The following is a 25,649-nucleotide window of genomic DNA, read 5'->3' on the forward strand; positions in this document are numbered from 1 at the left end:
AGCCGACGCGCGTCCCGCACCGTAACGCCCATACACCCCAAACGATCACAAACCATTTGGGTTACGGGTCAATATCTGAACCCGTCGACGGGGCATGTCCGCAGGTGACACCGCCGACGATGAGGAGGGGCGATGGCCTCGGACGAGTCTTCCGCCCAATGTGAGCGTGAGCGTGATCCCGCCAGCGCGCCGGTCGGGCCGGACGCGGGCCCGGACAGCCCGACCGACCTGCCCGGCAGCGGCTGGAAGGCGGCGATCCGCCGCACGGTCAGCGAATTCCAGGACGACAGCCTGACCGACTGGGCGGCGGCGCTGACCTACTACGGGGTGCTGTCCATCTTCCCCGGGCTGCTGGTGCTGGTCGCGATCCTGGGGCTGCTCGGTGAGAGCGCCACCGAGGGTGTCAAGGACACCGTCAACCAGGCGGTGCCGAACGACAGCATCCAGAAGATCATCAACGATGCGATCGGCACGGCGCACGACAACGGTGGGCTGGCCAGCGTTGCCGCGATCATCGGTCTGGTCGCGGCGTTCTGGTCCGCGTCCGGGTACGTGGGCGCGTTCATGCGTGCCTCGAACACCATCTACGACGTGCCGGAGGGCCGGCCGATCTGGAAGACGCTGCCGATTCGGCTCGGCGTGACCGCGGTGATCGGGGTGCTGCTGCTGGCCAGCTCGGTGATCGTGGTGTTCACCGGCCGGCTTGCCGAGGCGGTGGGGGACGTGGTCGGCCTCGGCTCGACGGCGGTCACGGTGTGGGGCATCGCGAAGTGGCCGGTGCTGTTGGTCCTGGTCAGCCTGATGTTCGCCATCCTCTACTGGGCCTCGCCGAACGCCCGGCACGGCGGGTTCCGCTGGGTCAGCCCGGGTGGGGTGCTGGCCGTGGTGATCTGGTTGGTGATCTCCGGTCTGTTCGCCGTCTACGTGAGCAACTTCGGCTCGTACGACAAGACGTACGGGGCGCTGGCCGGGGTGATCATCTTCCTGGTCTGGTTGTGGCTGAGCAATATCGCGATCCTGCTGGGCGCCGAGTTCGACGCGGAGTTGGAGCGCGGCCGGGCCATCTCGGCCGGTCACCCGGTCGACGACGAGCCGTACGTCGAGCTGCGCGACGACCGCAAGTTGCGCAAGAGGGGCAACGCGACCAGCGGCGGCTGAGCCAGCCCGGCCGCACTGCGTGATCGACACCAGATCGGCGACGTGGCGGTATCCGCCCGACGGGATGCCACCACCTCGCCGACCTGGATTGGATCAAGCCGCACGCACCGACACGAACGCGCCCTGCCAGCCAAGATCCGCTGGCGGGGCGTGTTCATGTCGGTCGATGAAACTGCGCGCGATCGCCCGCGGGCTCGCCGTTATCCTTTTCCTGATCCACTTTTAGCTTTTGTTCCTTCGGACAAAAGTTGGGAACGGAACGGTTGAAGCTCTGGACAGGCGGCGCGGAACGCTCCTACTGTGTCGGACACAACACAACGGCATTGCGCCGATGTGAACGAGTTCGATGAAGAGGTGAACCCCGGTGCGGACCGTCGACCCTCTGCACGTCCGACTGTTGCGGTTGCTCCGCGACGAGGGGGCTGTGTCCCGCGCCGAGCTGGGCGACCGGCTCCAGATGCCGCGCCCGCGCCTGCTGGCCGAGCTGGATCGCCTGGTCACGCTGGGGTACGTCGCCGAGGCTGGTTTCGCCGCCTCCCGGGGCGGGCGTCGCTCGACGCTCGTCGAGCTGAACCCGAAGCTGCGCTTCGCCGCCGTCGACCTGGGCGCCAGCTCGATGGACGTCGAGGTGGTCAACGGTCGTCTCGAACCGGTGGCCCACTACGCCGAGGCGGCCGACATCCGCAGCGGTCCGAAGGTGACCCTGCAACGGGTCAACGAGCTGCTGCACAAGGCCCGGGTCGATGGGGCGTACGAGCGGCTGGACGCGGTGGGCATCGGCGTACCCGGGCCGGTCAGCTTCCGCGACGGTGTGCCGGTGTCCCCGCCGATCATGCCGGGGTGGGACCGGTTCCCGGTCCGCGAGCTGCTCAGCCGCGAGCACGGCTGCCCGGCGGTCGTCGACAACGACGTCAACATCATGGCCATCGGGGAACGCCACGGCGGGGTCGCCCACTCGGTGGACGACTTCCTCTTCGTGAAGATCGGCACCGGCATCGGCTGCGGCATCTACCTCACCGGGGAGGTCTACCGCGGCACGGACGGCTGCGCCGGGGACATCGGCCACATCCAGGTCGACGCACACGGTCCGATGTGTTCCTGCGGCAACGCGGGCTGCCTGGAGGCGCTGTTCAGCGGCGCCGCGCTGGCCAAGGACGCGACCGTCGCCGCCCGCAGCGGGGCGTCGCCGGCCCTGGCCGAGCGGATGAGCCTGCGCGGCGCGGTGACCGCCCTGGACGTCGCCGAGGGCGCCGTCGAGGGCGACGTGACCTGCATCCAACTGATCCGCGACGGCGGACGGCGGGTCGGTGGCGTGCTCGCCGGCCTGGTCAGCTTCACCAATCCGTCGATGATCGTGATCGGCGGCGGGTTGGCCCAGCTCGGGCACATCCTGCTCGCCGAGATCCGCAGCGTGGTCTACCGCCGGTCGCTACCCCTGGCCACCGGTAACCTGCCCGTCGTGCTGTCCGAGTTGGGTGGCCGCGCCGGTGTCGCCGGCGCGGCCGTGCTCGCCAGCGACGTCGCCTTCGGGGAAGCATCATGAGCGAGGAGGAGACCGTGGCCCTGTCCGACGAGACCGCCACCACCGGGTCGGCCGACGCCGACGCCGACGCCGCCGCGCCGCTGGTCGAAGCTCCCCCCGACACCGTCGCGGGCGAGGTGGTCCTGCGCCTCACCGACGTGGTCAAGACGTTCCCCGGCGTACGCGCCCTCGACGGTGTCCAGCTCGAGGTGCGCGCCGGCGAGGTGCACTGCCTGCTGGGGCAGAACGGCGCCGGCAAGTCCACCCTCATCAAGGTGCTGGCCGGGGTGCACCAGCCCGACTCCGGGCTCGTCCAGTGGCGCGGCGAGCCGGCCACCTTCACCAACCCGCAGGCCGCCATGAAGGCCGGTATCGCGACCATCTACCAGGAACTCGACCTCGTCGAGGACCTCTCGGTCGCCGAGAACGCGTTCCTCGGGCACGAGTACCGCAGCCTCGGCTTCGTCCGGCGCGGCCGGATGGCCCGACACACCCGGCAGATCCTCAGCCGGCTGGGTCACGGCGAGATCCCGCCCGGGCGGATGGTCCGCTCACTGCCGGCGGCAGGCAAGCAGATCGTCAGCATGGCGCGGGCGCTGTCGCACGAGGCGCGACTGATCATCATGGACGAGCCGAGCGCGGTGCTGGCCCACGACGAGGTCGGCAACCTGTTCCGGATCATCCGCGAGCTGACCGCCCAGGGCATCGCCGTCATCTACATCTCCCACCGCATGGAGGAGATCCGCGAGATCGGCGACCGGGTCACCGTACTCAAGGACGGCCGGACCACGGCGGCGAACCTGCCGGCGCGCGACACCCCGACCCGCGACCTGGTCAGCCGGATGACCGGCCGGACCATCGAGTACGTCTTCCCGGACCGGCCGGCCGACGACACCGCCGGCGCCAACCTGCTCCAGGTGGAGGGGTTGACCCGCACCGGCGAGTTCGTCGACGTCTCGCTGAACGTCCGCGCCGGGGAGATCGTCGGCATCGCCGGCCTGGTCGGCTCCGGCCGCTCCGAACTGCTGGAGACGATCTACGGCGCCCGGCTGGCGGAGGCCGGCACGGTGCGGATGGACGGCAAGGCGCTGCGCCCCGGCGTCGGGGCGGCGGTACGGGCCGGCATGGGCATGGCCCCGGAGGAGCGCAAGAGCCAGGCGCTGCTGCTCGGTGAGCCGACCTACCGCAACGTCACGCTCGCCACCTTCGGCCGGTACGCGCGGCTGGGCTTCACCAACGCGGCGGCGGAACGCGCCGAGGCGGACCGGATCGCCGAGACCCTGGAGCTGCGGCCCCGGGACGTCGACCGGCCGGTACGTACCCTCTCCGGCGGCAACCAGCAGAAGGTGGTGGTCGGGCGGTGGCTGCTCGGTGGCACCAAGCTGCTGCTCCTCGACGAGCCCACCCGGGGTGTGGACGTGGGCGCCCGGGCTGAGCTGTACCAGGTCATCCGCTCACTGGCCGCACAGGGCGTCGGCGTGCTGCTGGTCTCCAGCGAGGTGCCCGAGGTGCTGGGCCTGGCCGACCGGGTGCTGGTGATGCGCGAGGGGCGGGTCGTCCGCGAAGCCACGGCCGGCGAACTCGACGAGAACTCTGTGCTTGACCTCGTGATGGCGGGGTCCTTGATGGAAGGCGCACCGGCATGAGCGACGCGACTCCCACACCTACCGCGACGCCGGAGAGCCCGCAGCTTCCGGCGCAGTCGCCGCCGGTGGACCCGGCGGAGACGGCGGTGGCCAGCGACAAGGCGGCATCCACCGGCAAGCTCTCCTGGTGGCGGGGCGACGGCGGCGACGGCGCGAAGCGCAACCTCGGCCTGATCGGCGTGCTGGCCGCGCTCATCGTGGTCGGCGCGATCACCAAGCCCGAGCTGTACGGCGACCCGAACTGGGTCTGGAACAACGTCCTGGCGATCCTCCAACTCGCCTCGGTCGTCGGCGTGGTCACGGTCGGCATGACCTTCGTGATCATCGGCGGCGGCATCGACCTCTCGGTCGGAGCGATCGTCGCGCTGGCCGGGGTCTGGTGCACCACGGTGGCCACCCAGAGCTACGGCGCCGGCGGCATGATCTTCGCGGCCCTCGTGGTCGGCATCTGCGTCGGCCTGGTCAACGGAGTCCTCATCTCGTACGGCCGGTTGGTGCCCTTCATCGCGACCCTCGCGATGCTGGTGGCCGCGCGCGGCCTGGCGGCGTCGATCTCCAACAAGCAGACCCAGGTGTCGAGCAGCACCTTCATCAACGACATCGCCGCCCGGAAGGTGATCGGGATTCCGATCCTGGTCTACATCCTCGGCGCGGTGGTGTTGGCCGGATGGGTCCTGCTCAACCGTACGACCTTCGGCCGGCGGACCATCGCCGTCGGTGGTAACCCGGAGGCGGCGCGGCTGGCCGGCATCGACGTCCGCCGGCACACCATGCTGCTGTACGCGCTCTCCGGTCTGTGCTGCGGCATCGCCGCCATCATGCTCACCTCGCAGGCCACCTCGGCGCAGGCGGCGATGGCCAACCTGTACGAGCTGGACGCGATCGCCGCCGCGATCATCGGCGGGACGCTGCTCAGCGGTGGTCGGGGCACGATCGTCGGCTCGCTGCTCGGCGTCATCATCTTCGCCACGATCACGAACCTCTTTGCCATCAACGGCCTCTCCATCGAGGCGCAGAACATGGTCAAGGGCGGCATTATCGTCGCCGCCGTCCTGATCCAGCAGTTCAAGTTCAAGTCCGTCACTCGGCTCCTCGCGCGGAACAGGGTCACCACCGCAACCTGACGCACCGCACCGTTGTCCTGGCGACGTCGAGATCTTCGACGGTGGCCGGACCTCGCACACCCTCACCCAGTTGAAATCCCGCTCCCAGGAGGTCGTTCATGACCCAGAACAGTCGCGACCTGTCGCGCCGCCGGTTGCTCTTCGGTGGCGCAGCGGTCGGCGCCGCCACCCTGCTGACCGCCTGCACCAGCAACGACACCCCGGCCGCCAGCACCCAGACCAAGGCCGCCGGAAACGCCGAGGGCAACAACGCTCCGGGCAAGAAGGTCGTCATCGGCTTCTCCGCCCCGGCGGCCGACCACGGCTGGATGGGCGCGATCCACGCCAACGCCAAGGCGCAGGCCGCGGCGTACTCGGACGTGGAGTTCAAGGAGGTCGACGGCGGGTCGAACTCGGAGGCCCAGCGCTCCACGCTCGGCACCCTGATCGCCCAGAAGCCGGACATCATCGTCGTGCTGCCGCACGACGGCAAGGAGGTCAACGCCGTTGCCCTCCAGGCCATGCAGGCCGGCATCCCGATCGTCAACCTCGACCGGGCGTTCCCCGACGCGCTGGCCTCGCGGCTGGTGATCAAGGGCGACAACTACGGCATGGGCGTCTCGGCCGGGCACTTCATCGGCAAGCAGCTCAAGGACAAGGGCGTCGCCAACCCGGTCATCGGTGAGATCGCCGGCCTGGAGATCCCGCTGACGGTCGAGCGCAGCGAGGGCTTCAAGGCCGCCCTGGCGACGTATGGGTTCAAGGTGAGCAACCGGCGCTCGGCCGAGTTCACCTCGGACAGCGGCCAGCGCGAGGCGGCCCAGCTGCTCCAGGCGCTGCCGAAGATCGACGCGATCTGGAACCACGACGACGACCAGGGCATCGGTGTCCTCGCGGCCGTCAAGCAGGCCAACCGGTCGGAGTTCTTCATGGTCGGTGGCGCGGGCTCCAAGCTCGCGATCGACGCGATCAAGGCCGACAACTCGGTGCTCAAGGCGACGGTCACCTACAACCCGTCGATGGCGTCCTCGGCGATCTCCCTCGCGCGGCTCATCGCGCAGGGTCGGGGCCTGGGCGACCTGACGGAGCTGCAGGTGCCCAAGGAAGTGACCCTCGCCTCCGAGACGATCACGAAGGAGAACGCGAGCAGCTACGACAAGCTCGGGTTCTGACATACCGGGGGGAGACCCACCTTGTCCACGACAGACAGAGAACTGCGGATCGGCATGGTCGGTTACGCGTTCATGGGCGCCGCGCACTCGCAGGCGTGGCGCACCGTGAACCGCGTGTACGACCTGCCGGCGCGGGCCCGAATGGCGCTGATCTGCGGCCGGGACACCACAGCGGTGTCCGACGCCGCTGATCGGCTCGGTTGGGACGCGTACACGACGGACTGGCGCGACCTGGTCAGCCGGGACGACATCGACGTGGTCGATGTCTGCACCCCGGGCGACAGTCACGCCGAGATCGCCCTCGCCGCGTTGGCCGCCGGCAAGCACGTCCTGTGCGAGAAGCCGCTGGCCAACACGGTGGCCGAGGCACGGGCGATGACCGCTGCGGCGGACACCGCCCGCGCCGCCGGGGTGCGGTCGATGTGCGGGTTCAACTACCGCCGGGTCCCCGCGGTCACGATGATGCGCCAGATGGTCGCCGACGGACGACTCGGGGTGATACGACACGTCCGAGCGACGTACCTGCAGGACTGGATCGTGGACCCGCAGTTCCCGCTGGTCTGGCGGTTGCAGAAGGACAGGGCGGGCTCCGGCGCGCTCGGTGACATCGGTGCGCACATCATCGACCTGACGCAGTTCGTCGTCGGCCAGCGGATCACCGGCGTCAGCGCGATCACCGAGACGTTCGTCAAGGAGCGGCCGTTGCCGGCCGAGTCGAGCGGGTTGGCGGCCACTGTCGACGGCGAATCGGCCGATGGCAACGGCCCGGCCACCGGGGCGGTCACCGTCGACGACGCCGCGGTCTTCGTGGCCCGGCTCGACGGCGGCGCCCTCGCCACGTACGAGGCGAGCCGTTTCGCCACCGGTCGCAAGAACGCCCTGCGTGTCGAGATCAACGGCTCGCTGGGCAGCGTGGTCTTCGACCTGGAGCGCCTCAACGAGTTGGAGTTCTACGACGCCACCCGGCCGACGCTGGAGCAGGGCTTCGGTCGAATCCTGGTGACCGAGGGCGACCACCCGTACATGTCGGCGTGGTGGCCGCCGGGCCACATCATCGGCTACGAGCACTCCTTCACCCACCAGATGCGCGATCTCATCGAGGCGATCGCCACCGGCACCGACCCGGCGCCCTCGTTCGCCGACGCGTTGCAGGTCCAGCTCGTACTGGACGCGGTCACCCGCTCGGCGGAGACCGGCTCCTCGTGGACCGACGTGGAACCGGCGCTGACCGTGGTCGCCGTCTGACCCCTGACCATCCGCGACGGCGGTGCTCGCACCGCCGTCGCCCGACCGGCTTTCCGGAGCCGACCGGCGAGGGACCGGCTGCGGTTTGCGCCCCGCGGCCGGGACGAGGTCGGCTCCGGAGAGTGTGCAGCCGGGCCCTGTGGGCCCGGTGGCGCACGAGCAGGACGGTCGTCCGGTGCGGCCGGACCGGGATTCCCCGGCCGCACCGGAGGACCGCCACCACCCCCCGGCGATCCGGAGGTCCCGATGACATCGCCCGCCGCTGCCCCCACCCGCGCCGCTTGCGTCCACCGCTCTCCGGCGGACCGCACGGCGGTCGACGATCCGGTGGGCGCGGCAACCTGAGACGTCCGGTCGGGGCATGCCAACGCCCCAACCGGCGGATGCGGGGGAGGCAGGGTCGAGACGCCGACCGACCCTGCCTACCGGCCCCGTCTGCCCGCACCCGCACCGGGAGCCGGTCCGTCGTCGTCGCCGCCGACGCCGGCGCCGGAACCGGTGTCCCACCGGTACGGGTCGGGCGGGCGGGGCCCCATCCATCCGGCCCGAAACTTTTCCGAAACCAGGCCGTATCTTTCCGAAATATATTCTGATATTCCTATATTTAGCGGTACCGACGGTTCCTCGTGAATGGGGAAGGAGCACCATGCGAACAGGTGTCTGGCTGGTAGGAGCGCGCGGTTCCGTCGCGACCACCAGCATCGTCGGGGGGCTCGCGCTGCGAGCCGGCCTGGCCGGGCCGACCGGCTGCGTCACCGAGCTGCCGGCCCTGCGCGGCCCCGCCCTGCCGCCCTTCGCGGACCTGGTCTTCGGTGGGCACGACGTGGCCACCACGCCGTTGAGCAAGCGGGCCGAGGCGCTCGCCGACACCGGTGTGATACCCGGCCGCCTGGTCGCCGCGCTCCGCGACGAGCTGGCAGCCGTCGAGCAGGACCTGCGCCCGGCCCCGGTCGGCGTCACCCAGGCCGACCGGGTCGCGACCGTCGTGGACGACCTCACCACCTTCCGTACGCGCCATCGGCTGGACCGCGTGGTCGTGGTCAACGTGTCCGCCACCGAGGCCGCGCCTCGACCGCACCCGGGGCACGCCGACCCGGCCGCGCTGCGCGCCGCCCTCGACGGTCCGGACGAGGTGCTGCCACCCAGCTCCCTGTACGCGTACGCGGCGCTGCTGGCCGACTGCCCCTACGTCGACTTCACGCCGTCCACCGGACTGAGACTGCCGGCGCTGGCCGCGCTGGCCGAGCAGCGCCGCCTGCCGTACGCCGGGCACGACGGCAAGACCGGCGAAACGCTGGTCAAGTCGGTGCTCGCGCCGATGTTCGCGATGCGCAACCTCGCCGTACGGTCCTGGTCCGGGCTGAACCTGCTCGGCGGTGGCGACGGCGCCACCCTCGCCGACCCGGCCGCCAACGCCGCCAAGGTGCAGAGCAAGCAGCGCGTGCTGGGCGAGACGCTGGGCTACCTCCCGCAGGGCAACACCCGCATCGAGTACGTCGAGGAGCTGGGCGACTTCAAGACCGCCTGGGATCTGATCACCTTCGCCGGCTTCCTCGGCACCGGCATGCGGATGGAGTTCACCTGGCACGGCTGCGACTCGGCGCTGGCCGCGCCGCTGGTGCTCGACCTGGCCCGGCTCACCGCCGCCGCGCACGCCGCCGGGCACGTCGGACCGCTGGCCGACCTGGGTTTCTTCTTCAAGGACCCGCTCGGCACGCCGACCCACTCGCTGGCCGAGCAGTGGGCCCGGCTGACCGACTTCACGCAGCGACTGCACGCCGGCCTGGACGCCGGCCTGGACGGTGGCCTGGACGCCGGCCTGGACGCCGGCCTGGACGGTGGCCATGACCACGCTGTCTGACGTGGCCGAGCTGGTCCGGGCGCCGGCCGCGCTCTCGGTCCCCGGTGACGTCGTCGCCGGGGCGGCGGCGGCCGGCGCGCTGGGTCCGCGTACCCCCGCCCTCGCGGGCGCGTCGGTGCTGCTCTACTGGGCCGGCATGGCCGCCAACGACTGGGCCGACCGGCGGCTCGACGCCGTCGAGCGTCCCGAACGGCCGATCCCCAGCGGCCGGGTCACCCCGACCGCCGCGCTGGGTCTCGCCGCCGGCCTCACCGCCGCCGGCGTGGGCCTGGCCGCCGCCGTGGGCGGTCGCCGCGCCGCCGCGCTCGCGGTGCCGCTGGCCGCCAGCATCTGGGGGTACGACCTGCTGGCCAAGAACACCGCCGCCGGCCCCGCCGTGATGGCCGCCTGCCGAGGCCTGGACGTGCTGCTGGGCGCATCCGGCGGCCGGCTGGTGCGGGCACTGCCCTCGGCGGCCACCGTCGCGGCCCACACCTGGACGGTCACCGCGCTGTCCCGTCGCGAGGTCAGCGGAGCGGACGCCGCCCTGCCGATGCGCACCCTGGCCGGCACCGCCGTGGTCGCCGCCAGCGCCGCCGTGGCCGTTCCCCGGCGCGCTGCTGGTGCCGCACCCCGGCGTGCTGGTGTCGCCGGTGCAGTCGGGAGCGACGAGCGGGCCACCGTGGACGGCGGCCGGACGTGGTCGACCGGGATCGCCGCCGCGTTGCCGGTCGCGCTCGCCGGGTGGTACGCCGCCCGCTACGGCGCGGCCCAGGCCCAGGTGGTGCGGGATCCCTCGGCCGGGAAGGTCCGCGCCGCGGTGGGTGCCGGGATCACCGGGCTGCCCGCCCTCCAGGGAGCGCTCACCGCACGCGGTGGCGCCGGCCTGCTCGGGCTCGCCGTCGCGGCCGCCGCGCCGCTGGGTCGCCGGCTGGCCCGGAAGGTCTCCCCGACATGACCGTGCCCGAACCCCGACGTGCCGAACCCGACACCACGCGGCCCGACAGCACGCGGCCCGACACCACGCGGCCCGACAGCACGCGGCCCGACAGCACGCGGCCCGACACCACGCCGGCCGGGTCGGCGGTGGCCGACGCGACGACGCTGCGCCTCGGGTACGGCACGAACGGCTTCGCCAACCACAGGCTCGACGACGCGCTCGCCGTCATCGCCGACCTCGGCTACGACGGGGTGGCGCTCACCCTCGACCACGACCACCTGGACCCGTTCGCGCCCGGCCTCACCCGTCGGATCGCCGCCGTCAGCCGGCGACTGTCCGCGCTCGGCCTCGGCGTGGTGATCGAGACCGGGGCCCGCTACCTGCTCGACCCCTGGCACAAGCACGCCCCGACGCTGCTGCACGACGACCCCACCCGGCGGGTCGAGTTCCTGCGGCGGGCGGTGCGCATCGGTGCCGACCTGGGGGCGGAGGCGGTCTCCTTCTGGGCCGGTGTCCGGCCGGAGACGGTGTCGCCGCAGTGCGCCTGGGATCGGCTCGTGGCCGGCTGCGCCACCGTGGTCGACACCGCCGACAGCGCGGGCGTGACCCTCGGCTTCGAACCGGAGCCGGGAATGCTGGTGCAGGACATCGCCGACTGGCGTCGACTGCACGCGGCGCTCGGCGGACCGGTCCGCTTGGGCATCACCCTCGACATCGGCCACTGCCGGTGCCTGGAACCGTGGCCGGTGCCCCAGTGCGTCGCCGAGGTGGCCGAGCACCTGGTCAACGTGCAGATCGACGACATGCGCCGGGGCGTGCACGAGCACCTGGAGTTCGGCACCGGGGAGATCGACTTTCCGCCGGTGCTGACCGCCCTGGCCGACGCCGGTTACCGCGGCCTGGTAGCGGTGGAGCTGCCCCGCGACTCGCCCGCCGCACCCGCCGTGGCCGCCCGGTCGATCGAGTTCCTGCGTGCCGCCGCGGCGACCGCGATGGCCGGTGCGCGGCCCATCGAGGACGAGGTCCCCGCTGACGTTCTTTGCTCTGCTTCAACGGAGGCGACAGCGGCCGTCCGATATCCGGACACCGGCCGTCGCCTGGAGTGAAGCAGAGCAAAGGGCATGCCCCGGGTGCCCGCCGAGCAGCACAGCAGCACGGCAGCACGGCAGCACAGCAGCACAGCAGCCGAGCAGCACGGCAGCACAGCAGCCGAGCAGCCGAGCAGCACAGCAGCACAGGAGCACAGGAGCAGGGCAGCACAGCAGCACGAGGGAGGAGACGGGATGACACCGGATTCACTGCGGGCCGCGCTGCGAGGCGTACCCGACCCCGATTGGCTGGACACGGCGCTGCGCCGGGTCGCGGCCGAGCCCACCGCGATCACCCGGCTCTTCCCCGCCGTCGGGCGGCGCTGCGGTCACGGCGCGCTGCCCGACGCCCCCGGCTGGACCGCCGACGACGCCGCCCGGGTGCTGCTGCTGACCAGCCTGCCCGGTGAGCACGCCGCGTACGCCGAGAACCTCTACCGGCACGGCGACGCCGCCGAACGGCGGGCGGTGCTGCGGGCTCTGCCGCTGCTGCCGATCGACGCCGCCGGGGTGCCCCTGCTGCACGACGCGATCCGGACCAACGACACCCGGCTGGTCGCCGCCGCACTCGGCCCGTACGCCCGGCACCTCGACCAGGCCGCCTGGCGGCAGGCGGTGCTCAAGTGCGTGTTCAGCGGGGTGCCCCTCGCCGTCGTGGCCGACCTGGACGGCCGTGCCGACCGCGAGCTGGCCGCGATGCTCGCCGCGCTCGCCGCCGAACGGCACGCCGCCGGCCGGGACCTGCCCGCCGACGCCACCGACCTGCTCCACCGGCTCACCGCCGCACTGCCCCGGGAGGCGTGAATGCGCATCTTCGACCCGCACATCCACATGACCTCGCGCACCACCGACGACTATGAACGGATGGCCGCCGCCGGCGTGCGGGCGGTGGTGGAGCCGGCGTTCTGGTTGGGGCAGCCGCGCACCAGCGCCGCGTCGTTCGTCGACTACTTCGACTCACTGATCGGCTGGGAGCCGTTCCGGGCCGGGCAGTTCGGGGTGCGTCACCACGCCACGATCGCGCTCAACCCGAAGGAGGCCAACGACCCGCGCTGCCGCCCGGTGCTCGACCTGTTACCCCGCTACCTGGACAAGGACGCGGTCGTGGCGGTCGGCGAGATCGGGTACGACTCGATGACGCCCGCGGAGGACGAGGCGTTCGCCGCGCAGCTCGCCCTCGCCGTGGCGTACGACCTGCCGGCGCTGGTGCACACCCCGCACCGGGACAAGGCCCGCGGCTGCGAGCGCACCCTCGCCGTGGTCGCCGAGTCCGGCATCGACGCCGGTCGGGTGGTCGTCGACCACCTCAACGAGGTGACCGTCAAGCTCGTCCGGGACAGCGGCTGCTGGTTGGGTTTCTCCATCTACCCGGACACCAAGATGACCCCGTCGCGGATGGTCGAGCTGCTGCGCGAGTACGGCACGGAACGGATGCTGGTCAACTCCGCCGCCGACTGGGGGCGCTCCGACCCGCTGCTGACCCGGGCCACCGGCGAGGCGATGGCCGAGGCCGGGTTCAGCGACGACGACGTCGACAAGGTGCTGTGGCGCAACCCGGTGGAGTTCTACGGGCAGTCCGGGCGGCTCGACCTCGGCGACCTGGAGGAGCCCACCGCCGTGGACCCGCAGACCGGCAACTCGATCCTGCGCGGGGGAAGCTGATGCGGCTACGACATGCCGGCGGCGGGACCATCCACCTCGGCTACTGCACCAACGTGCACCCCGCCGAGGACCTGGCCGGCATCCTCGCCCAACTGGACACCTACGCCGTGCCGGTGCGCCAGGCGCTCGGCAGCGACCTGCTCGGGCTCGGCCTGTGGCTGGCCGCCCCGGTCGCCGCCGAGCTGGCCGCCGACCCGACGCTGCGCCGCCGGCTGCGCGCCGCGCTGGACGCGCGGGGTCTGGAGGTGGTCACGCTCAACGGCTTCCCGTACGCGGCCTTCCAGGCTCCCGTGGTGAAGCAGGACGTGTACCACCCGGACTGGACCACCGAGCAGCGGCTGACGTACACCCTGGATCTGGCCCGGGTGCTCGCCGACCTGCTGCCCGACGACGCGGCCCGGGGGTCGATCTCCACGCTGCCGCTGGCTTGGCGGCGGCCCTGGGACGCCGACCGGGCCGACGCGGCCCGACGCCGGCTCGACGAGCTTTCCGCCGGCCTGGCCGCCGTGCAGCGCGCCACCGGCCGCGAGGTACGGGTGGCGTTCGAGCCGGAGCCCGGCTGCGTGGTGGAGAGCACCGGGCAGGCCGCCGCGCTGCTGTCCGGCATGGACACCGACCGACTCGGCGTCTGCCTCGACTTAGCGCACCTGGCGTGCGCGTGGGAGGAGCCGGCGGCGGCCCTGGGCCGGCTGCGGGCGGCCGGGCTGCCGGTGGTGAAGGTGCAGGTCTCCGCCGCCGTCGAGGCGGCCGACCCGGCCGGCGGGGCCGACGCGCTCCGTCGCTGGGTGGAGCCGCGCTTCCTGCACCAGACCCGCGGCGCCGGCTGCGCGGGCGTGGCCGACCCGGCCGACGAGGCGTACGCCGCCGACGACCTCGACGAGGCGCTGGACCGGGAGCTTCCCGGCCCGTGGCGGGTGCACTACCACGTGCCCCTGCACGCCCCGCCCGAGGAGCCGCTGGGCTCGACCCTGCCGGTGCTCCGTGCGGCCCTGAGAGCGCTCTTCGACGGGCCGGTCGCCGGTTGCGACCACCTGGACGTCGAGACGTACACCTGGGGGGTTCTACCGGCCGCCCGGCGGCCCGGCACCGACGCGGAGCTGGCCGCCGGCATCGCCGCCGAGCTGGCCTTCGCCCGCGACGAACTGGTCGGCCTCGGGCTGACCGCAGACCGAACCGTGAGCATGGGGGTGACGCGATGAGCCGGCGACTGTTGGTCCTCGACGTGGTGGGGCTGACCCCGCGACTGCTGAAGCACATGCCTCGACTGCGCGGCGTCGCCGACGGTGGCTTCCGGGCCGAGCTGGGTACGGTGCTGCCCGCGGTGACCTGCTCGGTGCAGTCCACCTTCCTCACCGGCGAACAGCCCAGCGGGCACGGCATCGTCGGTAACGGTTGGTACTTCCGGGACCTGGGCGAGGTGCTGTTGTGGCGGCAGCACAACGCGCTGGTCGGCGGGGACAAGCTCTGGCACGCTGCCCGCCGGGCCGAGCCGGGCTACACCGTCGCCAACGTCTGCTGGTGGTACGCCATGGGCGCGGACGTCAACTGGACCGTCACGCCCCGCCCGGTGTACTACGCCGACGGCCGCAAGGAGCCGGACTGCTACACCGACCCGCCGGAGCTGCACGACGCGCTCACCGGGCGGCTGGGCACCTTCCCACTGTTCACCTACTGGGGGCCGACAGCGGGGCTGCCGTCGTCGAAGTGGATCTGCCAGGCCGCCGAGCAGATCCTGGCCGACGTGTCACCCGACCTGACCCTGGTCTACGTCCCGCACCTGGACTACGACCTGCAACGGTACGGCCCCTCGTCGCCGCAGGCCGCCACGGCGGCGGCCGAGCTGGACGCCGTCCTCGGGCCACTGCTGGACGCCGCCCGGGCCCGCGACGCCACCGTGGTGGTGCTCTCGGAGTACGGCATCACCGACGTGTCCCGGCCGGTCGACGTCAACCGGCTGCTGCGCGCCGAGGGACTGCTGCGGGTGCACACCCAGGCCGACATGGAGTACCTCGACCCGTGGACGTCCAAGGCGTTCGCCGTCGCCGACCACCAGGTAGCGCACGTCTACGTCAAGGACCCGGCCGACGTGCCGGCGGTGGCGAAGCTCTGCGCGGGGCTGCCTGGCGTGGCCGAGGTGCTCGACGCCGACGGCAAGGCGGCGCACGGACTGGACCACCCACGCGCCGGTGAGTTGGTGCTGGTGGCCGAGCCGGACTCGTGGTTCACCTACTACTACTGGCTCGACGACGCCCGCGCGCCCGACTTCGCCCGGCTGGTCGAGATCCACCGCAAGCCGGGGTACGACCCGGCCGAGCTGTTCTTCGACCCGGCCAACCCCGGGGCCGCCAAGGCTCGCGCCGGCGTGGCGTTGGCCCGCAAGAAGCTCGGCATGCGTTACCTGATGAGTGCCGTCGGCCTGGACGCCGGCGCCGGGGCGATCCGCGGCTCGCACGGGCGGCTGCCCAGCGACCCGGCGGACGCCCCGGTGCTGCTCTGCTCCGACCCGTCCGCTGCCCGGGACCGGATCGCGGCCACCGAGGTCAAGGGGTTGTTGCTGGAGCTGGCGGGGTTAAGCGCCGCCGGTGCGCACGGTCCGGGAGAGCGGACGTGACCGTCACCGTCGCGCCCACCGACACCAGCGGTCTGCGGGCGCGCTTCGACGCGGAGCTGGCCGCCTTCCTCGACCGGCAGGGCCCGGACTGGCCCGACGGCGCGCCGCGTGGGGTGTTCACCGCGCTGCAACGATTCGTGCTGGCCGGCGGGAAGCGGCTGCGTCCGCTGTTCTGCTACTGGGGCTGGCGCGGCGCCGGGGCGGCCGACGGCACCCCGATCGTGGTGGCCGCGGCGGCGTTGGAGCTGTTCCACGCGTTCGCGCTGATCCACGACGACATCCTGGACGGCAGCGACCGCCGCCGGGGCGAGCCGTCCGTGCACCGGCTCTTCGCCGACCTGCACGCCCGCTCGTCGTGGCGCGGTGACCCCGAGGCGTACGGGCGCAACACCGCGCTGCTCTGCGGCGACCTCTGCGCGGCCTGGTCGGATCAGATGTTCCACGAGTGCGGGCTGCAGACCGAGCAGGTGCACCAGGGTTACGCCGTGTTCGCGCTGATGCGTACCGAGGTGATCGCGGGGGAGTACCTGGACCTGGTCTCCGGTGTGGGTGACGGTTCGGTGGCCAGCGCGCTCACCGTGATACGGATGAAGGCCGCCCGGTACACGGTCACCCGACCGTTGCAGATCGGCGCGGCGCTGGCCGGCGCGGGCCCGGAGCTGATCGCCGCTCTCGGCGAGTTCGGCGATCCGCTGGGGGACGCGTTCCAGCTCCGTGACGACGTGTTGGGTGTCTTCGGTGATCCGGCGGTCACCGGCAAGTCGATCCTGGACGACCTGCGCGAGGGCAAGCCCACGGTGATGATGGCGCTGGCTCGCAGCGCCGCGGACCGGTCGCAGACAGCGCGCCTGCGGGAGCTGTTCGGCAACCCCACGTTGGACGCCGACGGCGCGGCGGACCTGCGCGAGATCATCCAGGCCACCGGCGCGCGCGACCGGATCGAGCAGATGATTCGGGTACGAACCGAGGCCGCGCTGACCGCGTTGCGGAGCGCGACGGTGGGCGAGGAGGCCCGGACCGCGCTTGTCGCGTTGGCCGCGCAGGCCATCGACCGCCGCGCCTGACCCGCCGACTTTCGACCAAATCGATGAAAGTTCGTGCCGGGCGACCGGAATGTATGGACACATCGACACGCGCAATTTAGTGTCGGGGCCAACACGGCAATGTTTCGTCGAGGTTAACCGGCGGCGCGGTAACCCATCGACCCCACCACCCGCTACGGCATCCGGCGCGACGGCGCGCGCCCCGCCCTGGCCTCTTCGTCAGGAAGGGACAACCCACATGTCCATGAAGGACACACCCACTTCACGGTCCCGACGATGGTTCTCCGCCGGATCGGCCCTGCTCCTCGTGGCCGCGGCCGGCACGGTCACCCTCACCGCCAGCGCGACACCGGCCCAGGCGCACACGATCAACGCCACCGACTTCCAGCAGGTCGAACTCGCCCGCGGCGTCTCCGACATGGGCGAGCCGATGTCGCTGGCCGTCCTGCCGGACCGCTCGGTCCTGCACACCGCCCGCAACGGCACCCTGCGCCGCACCGACGCGAACGGCACCACCTCGGTGATCGGCACCCTGTCGGTCTACAACCACGACGAAGAGGGGTTGCAGGGCGTCGGCGTCGACCCGAACTTCGCCAGCAACCGGCAGATCTTCCTCTACTACGCGCCCCCGCTGTCCACCCCCGCCGGTGACGCGCCCGCGACCGGTACCGACTTCTCGGCCTGGCAGGGAGTGAACCGCCTCTCCCGGTTCACCCTCAACAGCGACTTCACCGTCAACCAGGCCAGCAAGGTCGACGTCCTCGACGTACCAGCCGATCGCGGCCTGTGCTGCCACGTCGGCGGCGACATCGACTTCGACGCCGCCGGCAACCTCTACCTGTCCACCGGCGACGACACCAACCCGTTCGAGTCGGCCGGCTACTCGCCGCTGGACGAGCGGACCAACCGCAACCCGGCGTACGACGCGCAGCGCAGCGCCGGCAACACCAACGACCTGCGGGGCAAGATCCTGCGGATCAAGGTGAACGCCAACGGGACGTACTCCATCCCGTCGGGCAACCTGTTCGCCCCCGGCACGGCCAAGACCCGGCCGGAGATCTACGCGATGGGGTTCCGCAACCCGTTCCGGATCAGCGTGGACAAGAACACCGGGTCGTCTACGTCGGTGACTACGGGCCGGACGCCGGCTCCACCAGCTCCACCCGGGGACCCTCCGGTCAGGTGGAGTTCAACCGGGTCGCGGCACCGGGCAACTTTGGCTGGCCGTACTGCACCGGCACCAACACCACCACCGAGACGTACAACGAGTGGGACTTCGCCACCAACGCCAGCGGGGCGAAGTACGACTGCGCCGGCGGGCCGACCAACAACTCGTTCCGCAACACCGGCCTGACCACCCTGCCGCCCGCCCAGCCGGCGTGGATCCGGTACGCCGGCGACGCCGGCACCCCGACCGAGTTCGGCGGCGGCTCCGAGTCGCCGATGGGCGGCCCGGTCTACCGCTACAACGCCTCGTCGACCTCCACCACCAAGTTCCCGCAGTCGTTCGACGGGCAGTTCTTCGCCACCGAGTTCGGCCGGGGCTGGATCAAGCCGATCCACGTCAACTCCGACGGCTCCCGGGGCACCATCGACACCTTCCCCTGGGTCGGCAAGCAGGTGATGGACTCGGCCTTCGGCCCGGACGGCGCCTACTACGTACTCGACTACGGCACCGGCTACTTCAACGGTGACGCCAACTCGGCGCTCTACCGCTTCGACTACGTCGCCGGCGGCAACCGGGCGCCCAGCGCCGCGGCGAGCGCCAACAAGACGTCCGGCGCGGCCCCGCTGAGCGTGACGTTCTCCTCGGCCGGGTCGTCCGACCCCGAGGGCGGGGCGTTGACCTACTCGTGGAACTTCGGCGACGGCACCACCTCCACGGCGGCGAACCCGACGAAGACCTACAGCACCAACGGCACCTACACCGCGACGCTGACCGTACGGGACCCGCAGGGTGCCACCGGCAGCGCCAGCGTGCAGATCAACGTCGGCAACACCGCGCCCACGGTGACCATCAACAACCCCGGCAACGGGCAGTTGTTCAGCTTCGGTGACACGGTGCCGTACAGCATCACGGTGACCGACCCCGAGGACGGCACGGTCGACTGCACCAAGGTCAAGATGACCTACGTGCTCGGGCACGACCAGCACGGGCACCAGATCACCTCCAAGACCGGCTGCTCCGGCTCGATCACGATCCCGGTCGACGGGGAGCACGACGACGCGGCGAACATCTTCGCCATCTTCGACGCCGAGTACACCGACGCCGGTGGTCTGACCACGCACACCCAGCACACCCTGCCGCCGCGCCACCGCCAGGCCGAGTTCTTCGGCAGCTCGTCCGGTATCAACGTGTTCAGCAAGACCCCGGCCGAGGGCGGTAAGACCGTCGGCGACATCAACAACGGCGACTGGATCGCGTTCCAGCCGTACCGGCTCGGCAACGTCACCTCGTTCACCGCCCGGGTCTCGTCGGCGGGTGCCGGCGGCACCCTCCAGGTGCGGGCCGGCTCGGCCACCGGCACGGTGCTCGGCTCGGCCACGGTCCCGGTGACCGGCGGCTGGGAGACCTTCACCACGGTCACGGGGGCGATCACCAACCCGCCGACCGGCACCACCATGCTCTACCTGACCTTCGCGGGTACGGGCACCGGCGCGCTCTACGACCTGGACGCGTTCACCTTCACCACCGGCTCGGCCCCCACCGGCGGAACCGGCCCGATCAAGGGCCTGGGCGGCAAGTGCCTGGACGTGCGCAACGCCGCCACCGCCGACGGCACGCAGATCCAGATCTACACCTGCAACGGCAGCGCGGCGCAGACCTGGGCGGTCACGCCGAACTCCACCATCAAGTCGTTGGGCAAGTGCCTGGACGTCTCCGGTGCCGGCACCGCGGACGGCACCAAGATCCAGCTCTACACCTGCAACGGCACCGGGGCGCAGAACTGGGCCGGGCAGGCCGACGGCACGCTGCGCAACGTGGCGTCCGGCAAGTGCCTGGACGTCTCCGGAAGCAACTCCGCGGACAGCACCGTGGTGAACCTCTGGACCTGCGCCGCCGCCGCGAACCAGAAGTGGACCCTGCCCTGAGCTGAGCGGAGGGGCTCCCACCGCACGGGAGCCCCTCCCCACCGTCCCGAAGGAGAGCGACATGCGCAGACTTCCGCGATCCGTTGTCGGCCTCAGCGCCGCCGTCCTCGCCGTCATCGCCTGCACCACCCCGCCCACCCCGGCCAGCGCCGCCGACACCCCGTACGACGTGCTGGTCTTCTCCAAGACCGCCGGCTTCCGGCACGACGCGATCCCGGTCGGCATCCAGACCATCCGTGACCTGGGCGCCGCGAACAACTTCACCGTCACCGCCACCGAGGACGCCGCCGCGTTCACCACCGGCAACCTCGCCCAGTACGAGGCGGTCGTCTTCCTCAACACCACAGGTGACGTGCTCAACGCCACCCAGCAGACCGCCTTCGAGTCGTACATCGGCTCGGGCCGCGGGTACGTGGGCGTGCACGCCGCCGCCGACACCGAGTACGACTGGCCGTTCTACGGCAACCTGGTCGGCGCGTGGTTCGCCTCGCACCCGGCCATCCAGCAGGCCAACGTCAAGGTGGAGGACCGGGGGCAGGCGGCCACCGGGCACCTGCCGCAGACCTGGACCCGCACCGACGAGTGGTACAACTACCGCACCAACGCCCGGTCCACCGCACACGTGCTGGCCACCCTGGACGAGTCGTCGTACTCCGGTGGCGGCATGGGCGCCGACCACCCGCACTCCTGGTGCAAGAGCTACAGCGGTGGCCGGTCCTTCTACACCGGCGGCGGGCACACCCAGGCCTCGTACGCCGAGCCGGCCTTGCGCAACCACCTGCTCGGCGGCATCCGGTACGCGGCCGGCCGCAGCAAGGCCGACTGCCGTCCCGAGACCGGCTACACCCCGCTCTACAACGGCTCCACCACCGGCTGGTCGCAGGCCGGCCCGGGCAACTTCACCAACTCCGACGCCACCCTCACCTCGGTGGGCGGCATGGGCCTGTACTGTTACAGCGCGAAGCAGTTCACGAACTACTCGCTGAAGCTGGACTGGAAGCTGGCCGGCGACGACAACTCGGGCATCTTCATCGGCTTCCCGCCGTCGAGCGACCCGTGGTCGGCCGTGGACAACGGCTACGAGATCCAGATCGACGCCACCGACGCGGCGGACCGTACCACCGGCTCGGTCTACACCTTCAAGTCCGCGGACCTCGCGGCCCGCGACGCGGCGCTCAACGCGCCGGGGGAGTGGAACACCTACGAGCTGCTGGTCGAGGGTGAGCGGCTACAGATCTTCCTGAACGGGGTGAAGATCAACGACTTCACCAACACCGATCCGGCACGGTCGCTGGCCGGACACATCGGCATCCAGAACCACGGTACGGGCGACGACGCCTACTTCCGCAACATCCGGATCAAGGAGCTGGGCGGCAGCAACCCGCCGACCGGCAACACCACGATCCAGGCCGAGGCGTTCAGCTCGGCCAACGGCGTCAGCGCGTTCACCAAGGCGGGCGCCAACGGCGGGCAGACGCTCGGCTACGTCGACCCGGGTGACTGGGCCGCGTACAACGGCGTGGACCTGACCGGCGTCACCTCGTTCACCTCCCGGGTCGTCTCCGGCGGCACGGGCGGCACCATCCAGGTCCGCACCGGCTCGGCCACCGGCCCGGTGCTGGGCACGGTCACGGTGCCGAACACCGGCGGTTGGAGCACGTACGCCAACGTCACCGCAGCCCTGTCCAACGTCCCTTCCGGCACCCAGAACCTGTACCTGACGTTCAGCGGCAGCGGCACCGGGCTCTTCGACGTGGACGACTTCACCCTGGTCAAGGGGACCGGTGGCACCAACGGGGTCGGCCCGGTCAAGGGCCTCGCCGGCAAGTGCCTGGACGTCCGCAACGGCGCCACGGCCGACGGCACCCAGATCCAGATCTACACCTGCAACGGCAGTGCCGCGCAGACCTGGACCGTGACGCCGAACTCGACCATCAAGGCGCTCGGCAAGTGCCTCGACGTCAGCGGCAGCGGGACCGCCGACGGCACCAAGATCCAGCTCTACACCTGCAACGGCACCGGCGCGCAGAACTGGGCGGCCCAGTCCGACGGCAGCCTGCGCAACGCGTCCTCGGGCAAGTGCCTCGACGTCTCCGGCAACAACTCGGCGGACAGCACGATCGTCCACCTCTGGACCTGCAACGGCGCGGCCAACCAGAAGTGGACCCTGCCCTGATCCACAGCAGCATCCGCCGGGGTCGTCGGACGTGACCGACGGCCCCGGCGAACCATCTGACGAGGCTGTCGGCGCGGCGGTACCTCACCGCCGCCGCGCCGGCGGCGTCCCGCCCGTTGTGCGGATGCGGCACGCCGACCCGGCGCCGGCTGGGAGTACCTTGACCGGCATGGGGCGTTACGCGCGATGGCGCCGGATGGTCCAAGCGCAGGGGCGCCGGCTGCACGACGCGCTGCGCCGGGAAGACGAGCCCGACCCGTTGACCGGGCCGCCACCCAGTCTGAACCGCCTCGGCGCTCTGGTGGAGGGCTTCGTCGCAGGTCGGCCCGTGCGCTGGAGCCTGGCCGGGGCACCCCGGCCGCTGCCCGAGGCGGTGGACGTGGCGGCGTACCGGATCATCGAAGAGGCCCTGACCGACGCGTGCCGGCACGCGCCGGGCGCGGCGGCCGCGGTCCGCCTACGCTACGACGACCAGGGCATCACCATCGAGGTACGCGACGACGGCGCGCCACCTGTGGAAAGCGCTGCGCGTGCCGGTGACGGTCTGCTGGCGGTCCGCCGCCGCGTCGAGCGGGTCGGCGGCATCCTGAGCGCCGGCCCGAACCCCGACGGCGGTTTCACCGTCCGGGCGTTCCTGCCGGCGCCCGAAGAAGTGACCGGGTGACACTCCGGGGCTTTCGCGATGGGCTCGGTGGAAATAGGGTGGGGGCGGCGACCGTGACGGTGGCCGGTGACCCGGTGGGAGGCGCAACCCGCCGGGCCCAGGTGTGCTCGGCACCCACCGGCGATCCGCCTCGGTCCCGCGTACCGGTCTGACCGGTCACCCTCGCCCCGGTCCGCACAACGGAATCCCCATCACATCAGGGGAGAAGGACAATGGCGCGACCCATCACGCTCTTCACCGGCCAGTGGGCCGACCTTCCGTTCGAGGAGGTCTGCCGGCTCGCCTCCGAGTGGGGCTACGACGGTCTGGAGATCGCCTGCTGGGGCGACCACTTCGAGGTCGACAAGGCGCTCGCCGACGACTCGTACGTCGAGCGTAAGAAGGAGACCCTCGCGAAGCACAACCTCCAGGTCTTCACGATCTCCAACCACCTGGTCGGTCAGGCGGTCTGCGACCACCCGATCGACGAGCGGCACCAGGACATCCTGCCCGGCCGCATCTGGGGTGACGGGGAGCCCGAGGGCGTCCGCCAGCGGGCCGCCGAGGAGATCAAGGACACCGCGCGGGCAGCGGCGAAGCTCGGAGTGAACACCGTCGTCGGCTTCACCGGTTCGTCGATCTGGCACACCCTGGCGATGTTCCCGCCCGTGCCGCCGTCGATGATCGAGCGCGGCTACCAGGACTTCGCCGACCGGTGGAACCCGATCCTCGACGTCTTCGACGAGGTGGGGGTGCGGTTCGCGCACGAGGTGCACCCCAGCGAGATCGCGTACGACTACTGGACGACGAAGCGGACGCTGGAGGCGATCGGCAACCGGCCCGCGTTCGGGCTGAACTGGGACCCGTCGCACTTCGTCTGGCAGGAGCTGGACCCGGTGAACTTCATTTTCGACTTCGCCGACCGGATCTACCACGTCGACTGCAAGGACGCGAAGGTGCGTACCGGCGATGGCCGACGCGGCCGGCTCGCCTCGCACCTGCCCTGGGCCGACCTGCGCCGCGGCTGGGACTTCGTCTCCACCGGCCACGGCGACGTGCCCTGGGAGGACTGCTTCCGGGCATTGAACGCGATCGGCTACACCGGCCCGATCTCGGTCGAGTGGGAGGACGCCGGAATGGACCGCCTGCTCGGCGCCCCGGAGGCGCTGCAGTTCGTCCGCCGGCTCGCCTTCGACGCGCCGAGCGCCGCCTTCGACGCGGCGTTCAGCAGCAAGGACTGACGAGCCACCGCCCGGCCCGACGACCACCGGGCCGGGCCACGGTTCGGTCGGCCGCTCGGCCGGATCTGGACAGACCACGGGCCGACCAGACTACGGGCTGGACAGACCACGGGCCGGTCGCCTCGCGGCGGCCGGCCCGTCGACGTGCGGGTGGGTCAGAGCGTGCTTGCGTTGGTGCCCGAGCCGGACGGCTTGGTGCGGGGGGTGGTGGCCGACGGCGACCCGGAGGTCGTGCCGACCGAGCTGCCGCCCGCCTTGGCGCCCACGGTGGTGGGCGTGCCGGCGAACGCGTCGTCGGCGGCGGTCAGCTCCTGCTTGCCGGTGCTGCCGTTACCCAGCTTCTCGCCGAGCTTGGTCTGGCCGAGCTTGTCCTTGCCCTCGCTGTAGAGCCGGTTGGCCTGGGCCTGCGCGACCCCGGCCGCCTCCTGCACGGTCGGGTGGTCGAGCACCTTGCGGCCCCGGACCACGAGCTCTTCGTACTTCTCCCGGCCGGCACGGGCGCCCAGGACGAATCCTGCAGCCAGCCCGCCAAGAAACATGATCTTTCCGCGCATGGCGGCTCCTTCCGTACCTGACGCGCCGTCGCCCCGTCGGGTTGCCCCGTCGGGTTGCCCCGTCGGGCGCGACCAATTCGCGCCTGCGTCCTCTGTCCGCAGCTAACTACCCATCCTGCTCTCCGCTCAAGCCTGCTTGTGCCCGGATGGCGATTTGCCCCGATTGCGAATCGCGGCGCAGTCTCGACCTGGGAATCTGGATCAAGGCAGGTGCGGGTGGAACCCACTGGACCACCACCGGGGGATGTCCTGTACTCTTGTCCCCGTCGCACGGTGCCGGCGAGATCCGGTTCTCAAGCGATGCACGATCCCCTGTAGCTCAATTGGCAGAGCAGCCGGCTGTTAACCGGCAGGTTATTGGTTCGAGTCCAATCGGGGGAGCTTCTCCACCCAACGCCCGTCGGCCACCCGCCGGCGGGCGTTGCCATATCCCCACCCGCCCGGCCCTGGTCTCCCTGGCCCGGCCTGCCCCGTCCGGCCTGCCCCGCCCCGGCTGCCCGCCCCGCTTCGCCGCGACCTGCCGGTCGTCCGTGCCCGTCCCGCACCATCCTGCGCGGCCACGTAGTGCGCTGCCCCCCGTGCCGTGCCGTGCTGCGTTGTGCCGTGCCGCGCCGTGCCGCGCTGTGCCGCGCCGTGCCGCGCTGTGCCGCGCCGTGCCGGTGCCGTGCCGGTGCCGTGCCGTGCCGTGCCGCGCTGTGCTGTGCTGTGCCGCGCTGCGCTGTGCTGTGCCGCGCTGTCCCGCGCTGTCCCGCGCTGTGCTGCGCTGTGCCGCGCAAGATCGTGCTCGAACCAGGAAGTCACCAGGAAGTAGTGGCCTCGTCGTCGGGCTGATGCCACTAGGCCGTGTCTTGTGGATCAGGTTTCGCGGGCGAGGTCGCGGAGCCAGATCTTGATGGTGGCGATGTCGATGGT

At 71.5% G+C, this 25,649-nt stretch carries 18 protein-coding genes, 1 tRNA gene and 1 pseudogene; 19 read left to right on the plus strand and 1 reads right to left on the minus strand.

Annotated elements, in window-relative coordinates; genetic code table 11:
- The first annotated feature begins 132 nt into the window (after positions 1 to 132).
- The 18 genes and pseudogenes from ACLQ24_RS21230 to ACLQ24_RS21315 all read left to right on the plus strand — a co-directional run bounded on the left by ACLQ24_RS21230 (position 133) and on the right by ACLQ24_RS21315 (position 24,183).
- Positions 133 to 1,158 carry a YihY/virulence factor BrkB family protein gene (locus tag ACLQ24_RS21230; protein ID WP_425893455.1) on the plus strand — a complete coding sequence of 342 codons (1,026 nt, stop codon included), beginning with the start codon at positions 133 to 135 and terminating at the stop codon, positions 1,156 to 1,158.
- 364 nt (positions 1,159 to 1,522) lie between these two features.
- Entirely contained in the window at positions 1,523 to 2,701 is a 1,179-nt protein-coding gene (locus ACLQ24_RS21235) for an ROK family protein (protein WP_425893456.1), read from the plus strand.
- The gene (locus tag ACLQ24_RS21240) at positions 2,698 to 4,326 is read left to right on the plus strand and encodes a sugar ABC transporter ATP-binding protein (protein WP_425893457.1); all 1,629 of its coding nucleotides are present in this window, start codon (positions 2,698 to 2,700) and stop codon (positions 4,324 to 4,326) included. Before ACLQ24_RS21235 ends, ACLQ24_RS21240 begins: the two co-directional genes overlap by 4 nt.
- Positions 4,323 to 5,450 carry an ABC transporter permease gene (locus tag ACLQ24_RS21245; protein WP_425893458.1) on the plus strand — a complete coding sequence of 376 codons (1,128 nt, stop codon included), beginning with the start codon at positions 4,323 to 4,325 and terminating at the stop codon, positions 5,448 to 5,450. Before ACLQ24_RS21240 ends, ACLQ24_RS21245 begins: the two co-directional genes overlap by 4 nt.
- A gap of 98 nt (positions 5,451 to 5,548) precedes the next feature.
- On the plus strand, positions 5,549 to 6,601 hold the full coding sequence (locus tag ACLQ24_RS21250; RefSeq protein ID WP_425893459.1) for a substrate-binding domain-containing protein: 1,053 nt from the start codon (positions 5,549 to 5,551) through the stop codon (positions 6,599 to 6,601).
- A gap of 54 nt (positions 6,602 to 6,655) precedes the next feature.
- Complete coding sequence (locus ACLQ24_RS21255; RefSeq protein ID WP_425893471.1) at positions 6,656 to 7,846, plus strand: Gfo/Idh/MocA family protein; 1,191 nt, start codon at positions 6,656 to 6,658, stop codon at positions 7,844 to 7,846.
- A gap of 646 nt (positions 7,847 to 8,492) precedes the next feature.
- Entirely contained in the window at positions 8,493 to 9,707 is a 1,215-nt protein-coding gene (locus ACLQ24_RS21260; protein WP_425893460.1) for an inositol-3-phosphate synthase, read from the plus strand.
- Positions 9,691 to 10,644 (plus strand): SCO3242 family prenyltransferase, encoded by a 954-nt coding sequence (locus tag ACLQ24_RS21265; RefSeq protein WP_425893461.1) that lies wholly within the window; start codon positions 9,691 to 9,693, stop codon positions 10,642 to 10,644. Before ACLQ24_RS21260 ends, ACLQ24_RS21265 begins: the two co-directional genes overlap by 17 nt.
- Positions 10,641 to 11,732, plus strand: a complete 1,092-nt coding sequence (locus tag ACLQ24_RS21270) for a sugar phosphate isomerase/epimerase family protein (RefSeq protein ID WP_425893462.1) — start codon at positions 10,641 to 10,643, stop codon at positions 11,730 to 11,732. The genes ACLQ24_RS21265 and ACLQ24_RS21270 overlap by 4 nt, the downstream gene beginning before the upstream one ends.
- 177 nt (positions 11,733 to 11,909) lie before the next feature.
- Positions 11,910 to 12,518, plus strand: coding sequence for an EboA domain-containing protein (locus ACLQ24_RS21275; protein WP_425893463.1), 609 nt, complete (start codon positions 11,910 to 11,912; stop codon positions 12,516 to 12,518).
- Positions 12,519 to 13,376, plus strand: a complete 858-nt coding sequence (locus ACLQ24_RS21280; protein WP_425893464.1) for a TatD family hydrolase — start codon at positions 12,519 to 12,521, stop codon at positions 13,374 to 13,376. It abuts the gene before it with no gap.
- Positions 13,376 to 14,575 carry a metabolite traffic protein EboE gene (eboE, locus tag ACLQ24_RS21285; RefSeq protein ID WP_425893465.1) on the plus strand — a complete coding sequence of 400 codons (1,200 nt, stop codon included), beginning with the start codon at positions 13,376 to 13,378 and terminating at the stop codon, positions 14,573 to 14,575. Before ACLQ24_RS21280 ends, eboE begins: the two co-directional genes overlap by 1 nt.
- Positions 14,572 to 15,987, plus strand: coding sequence for an alkaline phosphatase family protein (locus ACLQ24_RS21290; RefSeq protein WP_425893466.1), 1,416 nt, complete (start codon positions 14,572 to 14,574; stop codon positions 15,985 to 15,987). Before eboE ends, ACLQ24_RS21290 begins: the two co-directional genes overlap by 4 nt.
- Entirely contained in the window at positions 15,984 to 17,051 is a 1,068-nt protein-coding gene (locus tag ACLQ24_RS21295) for a polyprenyl synthetase family protein (protein WP_425893467.1), read from the plus strand. The genes ACLQ24_RS21290 and ACLQ24_RS21295 overlap by 4 nt, the downstream gene beginning before the upstream one ends.
- Before the next feature lie 217 nt (positions 17,052 to 17,268).
- A pseudogene (locus ACLQ24_RS21300) lies at positions 17,269 to 20,123 on the plus strand (PQQ-dependent sugar dehydrogenase).
- A 61-nt stretch (positions 20,124 to 20,184) separates the two neighbouring features.
- Positions 20,185 to 22,299: a ThuA domain-containing protein gene (locus ACLQ24_RS21305; protein ID WP_425893468.1), complete on the plus strand. Its 2,115-nt coding sequence runs from the start codon at positions 20,185 to 20,187 to the stop codon at positions 22,297 to 22,299.
- 169 nt (positions 22,300 to 22,468) lie between these two features.
- On the plus strand, positions 22,469 to 22,963 hold the full coding sequence (locus tag ACLQ24_RS21310; protein WP_425893469.1) for a sensor histidine kinase: 495 nt from the start codon (positions 22,469 to 22,471) through the stop codon (positions 22,961 to 22,963).
- A 212-nt stretch (positions 22,964 to 23,175) separates the two neighbouring features.
- On the plus strand, positions 23,176 to 24,183 hold the full coding sequence (locus ACLQ24_RS21315; protein ID WP_355244312.1) for a sugar phosphate isomerase/epimerase family protein: 1,008 nt from the start codon (positions 23,176 to 23,178) through the stop codon (positions 24,181 to 24,183).
- Positions 24,184 to 24,338: 155 nt separating this feature from the next.
- Here the strand turns inward: ACLQ24_RS21315 and ACLQ24_RS21320 are convergent, their stop codons facing one another.
- Positions 24,339 to 24,737: a hypothetical protein gene (locus tag ACLQ24_RS21320; RefSeq protein WP_425893470.1), complete on the minus strand. Its 399-nt coding sequence runs from the start codon at positions 24,735 to 24,737 to the stop codon at positions 24,339 to 24,341.
- Between the two features lie 308 nt (positions 24,738 to 25,045).
- On the opposite strand from ACLQ24_RS21320, the gene ACLQ24_RS21325 reads away from it, so the two are divergent.
- Positions 25,046 to 25,118 (plus strand) — tRNA-Asn (locus ACLQ24_RS21325).
- The last annotated feature ends 531 nt before the right edge of the window (positions 25,119 to 25,649 follow it).

This window comes from Micromonospora sp. DT4 (assembly GCF_049841675.1).
Lineage (GTDB): Bacteria > Actinomycetota > Actinomycetes > Mycobacteriales > Micromonosporaceae > Micromonospora.

Bases quoted from the DNA above. Each gene is read 5' to 3' on its own strand.
- ACLQ24_RS21265 (WP_425893461.1), top strand. From the start codon at position 9,691: ATGACCACGCTGTCTGACGTGGCCGAGCTGGTCCGGGCGCCGGCCGCG.
- ACLQ24_RS21280 (WP_425893464.1), top strand. From the start codon at position 12,519: ATGCGCATCTTCGACCCGCACATCCACATGACCTCGCGCACCACCGAC.
- ACLQ24_RS21245 (WP_425893458.1), top strand. From the start codon at position 4,323: ATGAGCGACGCGACTCCCACACCTACCGCGACGCCGGAGAGCCCGCAG.
- ACLQ24_RS21240 (WP_425893457.1), top strand. From the start codon at position 2,698: ATGAGCGAGGAGGAGACCGTGGCCCTGTCCGACGAGACCGCCACCACC.
- eboE (WP_425893465.1), top strand. From the start codon at position 13,376: ATGCGGCTACGACATGCCGGCGGCGGGACCATCCACCTCGGCTACTGC.
- ACLQ24_RS21315 (WP_355244312.1), top strand. From the start codon at position 23,176: ATGGCGCGACCCATCACGCTCTTCACCGGCCAGTGGGCCGACCTTCCG.
- ACLQ24_RS21250 (WP_425893459.1), top strand. From the start codon at position 5,549: ATGACCCAGAACAGTCGCGACCTGTCGCGCCGCCGGTTGCTCTTCGGT.
- ACLQ24_RS21310 (WP_425893469.1), top strand. From the start codon at position 22,469: ATGGGGCGTTACGCGCGATGGCGCCGGATGGTCCAAGCGCAGGGGCGC.
- ACLQ24_RS21230 (WP_425893455.1), top strand. From the start codon at position 133: ATGGCCTCGGACGAGTCTTCCGCCCAATGTGAGCGTGAGCGTGATCCC.
- ACLQ24_RS21320 (WP_425893470.1), bottom strand. From the start codon at position 24,737: ATGCGCGGAAAGATCATGTTTCTTGGCGGGCTGGCTGCAGGATTCGTC.
- ACLQ24_RS21275 (WP_425893463.1), top strand. From the start codon at position 11,910: ATGACACCGGATTCACTGCGGGCCGCGCTGCGAGGCGTACCCGACCCC.
- ACLQ24_RS21270 (WP_425893462.1), top strand. From the start codon at position 10,641: ATGACCGTGCCCGAACCCCGACGTGCCGAACCCGACACCACGCGGCCC.
- ACLQ24_RS21290 (WP_425893466.1), top strand. From the start codon at position 14,572: ATGAGCCGGCGACTGTTGGTCCTCGACGTGGTGGGGCTGACCCCGCGA.
- ACLQ24_RS21260 (WP_425893460.1), top strand. From the start codon at position 8,493: ATGCGAACAGGTGTCTGGCTGGTAGGAGCGCGCGGTTCCGTCGCGACC.
- ACLQ24_RS21255 (WP_425893471.1), top strand. From the start codon at position 6,656: ATGGTCGGTTACGCGTTCATGGGCGCCGCGCACTCGCAGGCGTGGCGC.
- ACLQ24_RS21305 (WP_425893468.1), top strand. From the start codon at position 20,185: ATGCGCAGACTTCCGCGATCCGTTGTCGGCCTCAGCGCCGCCGTCCTC.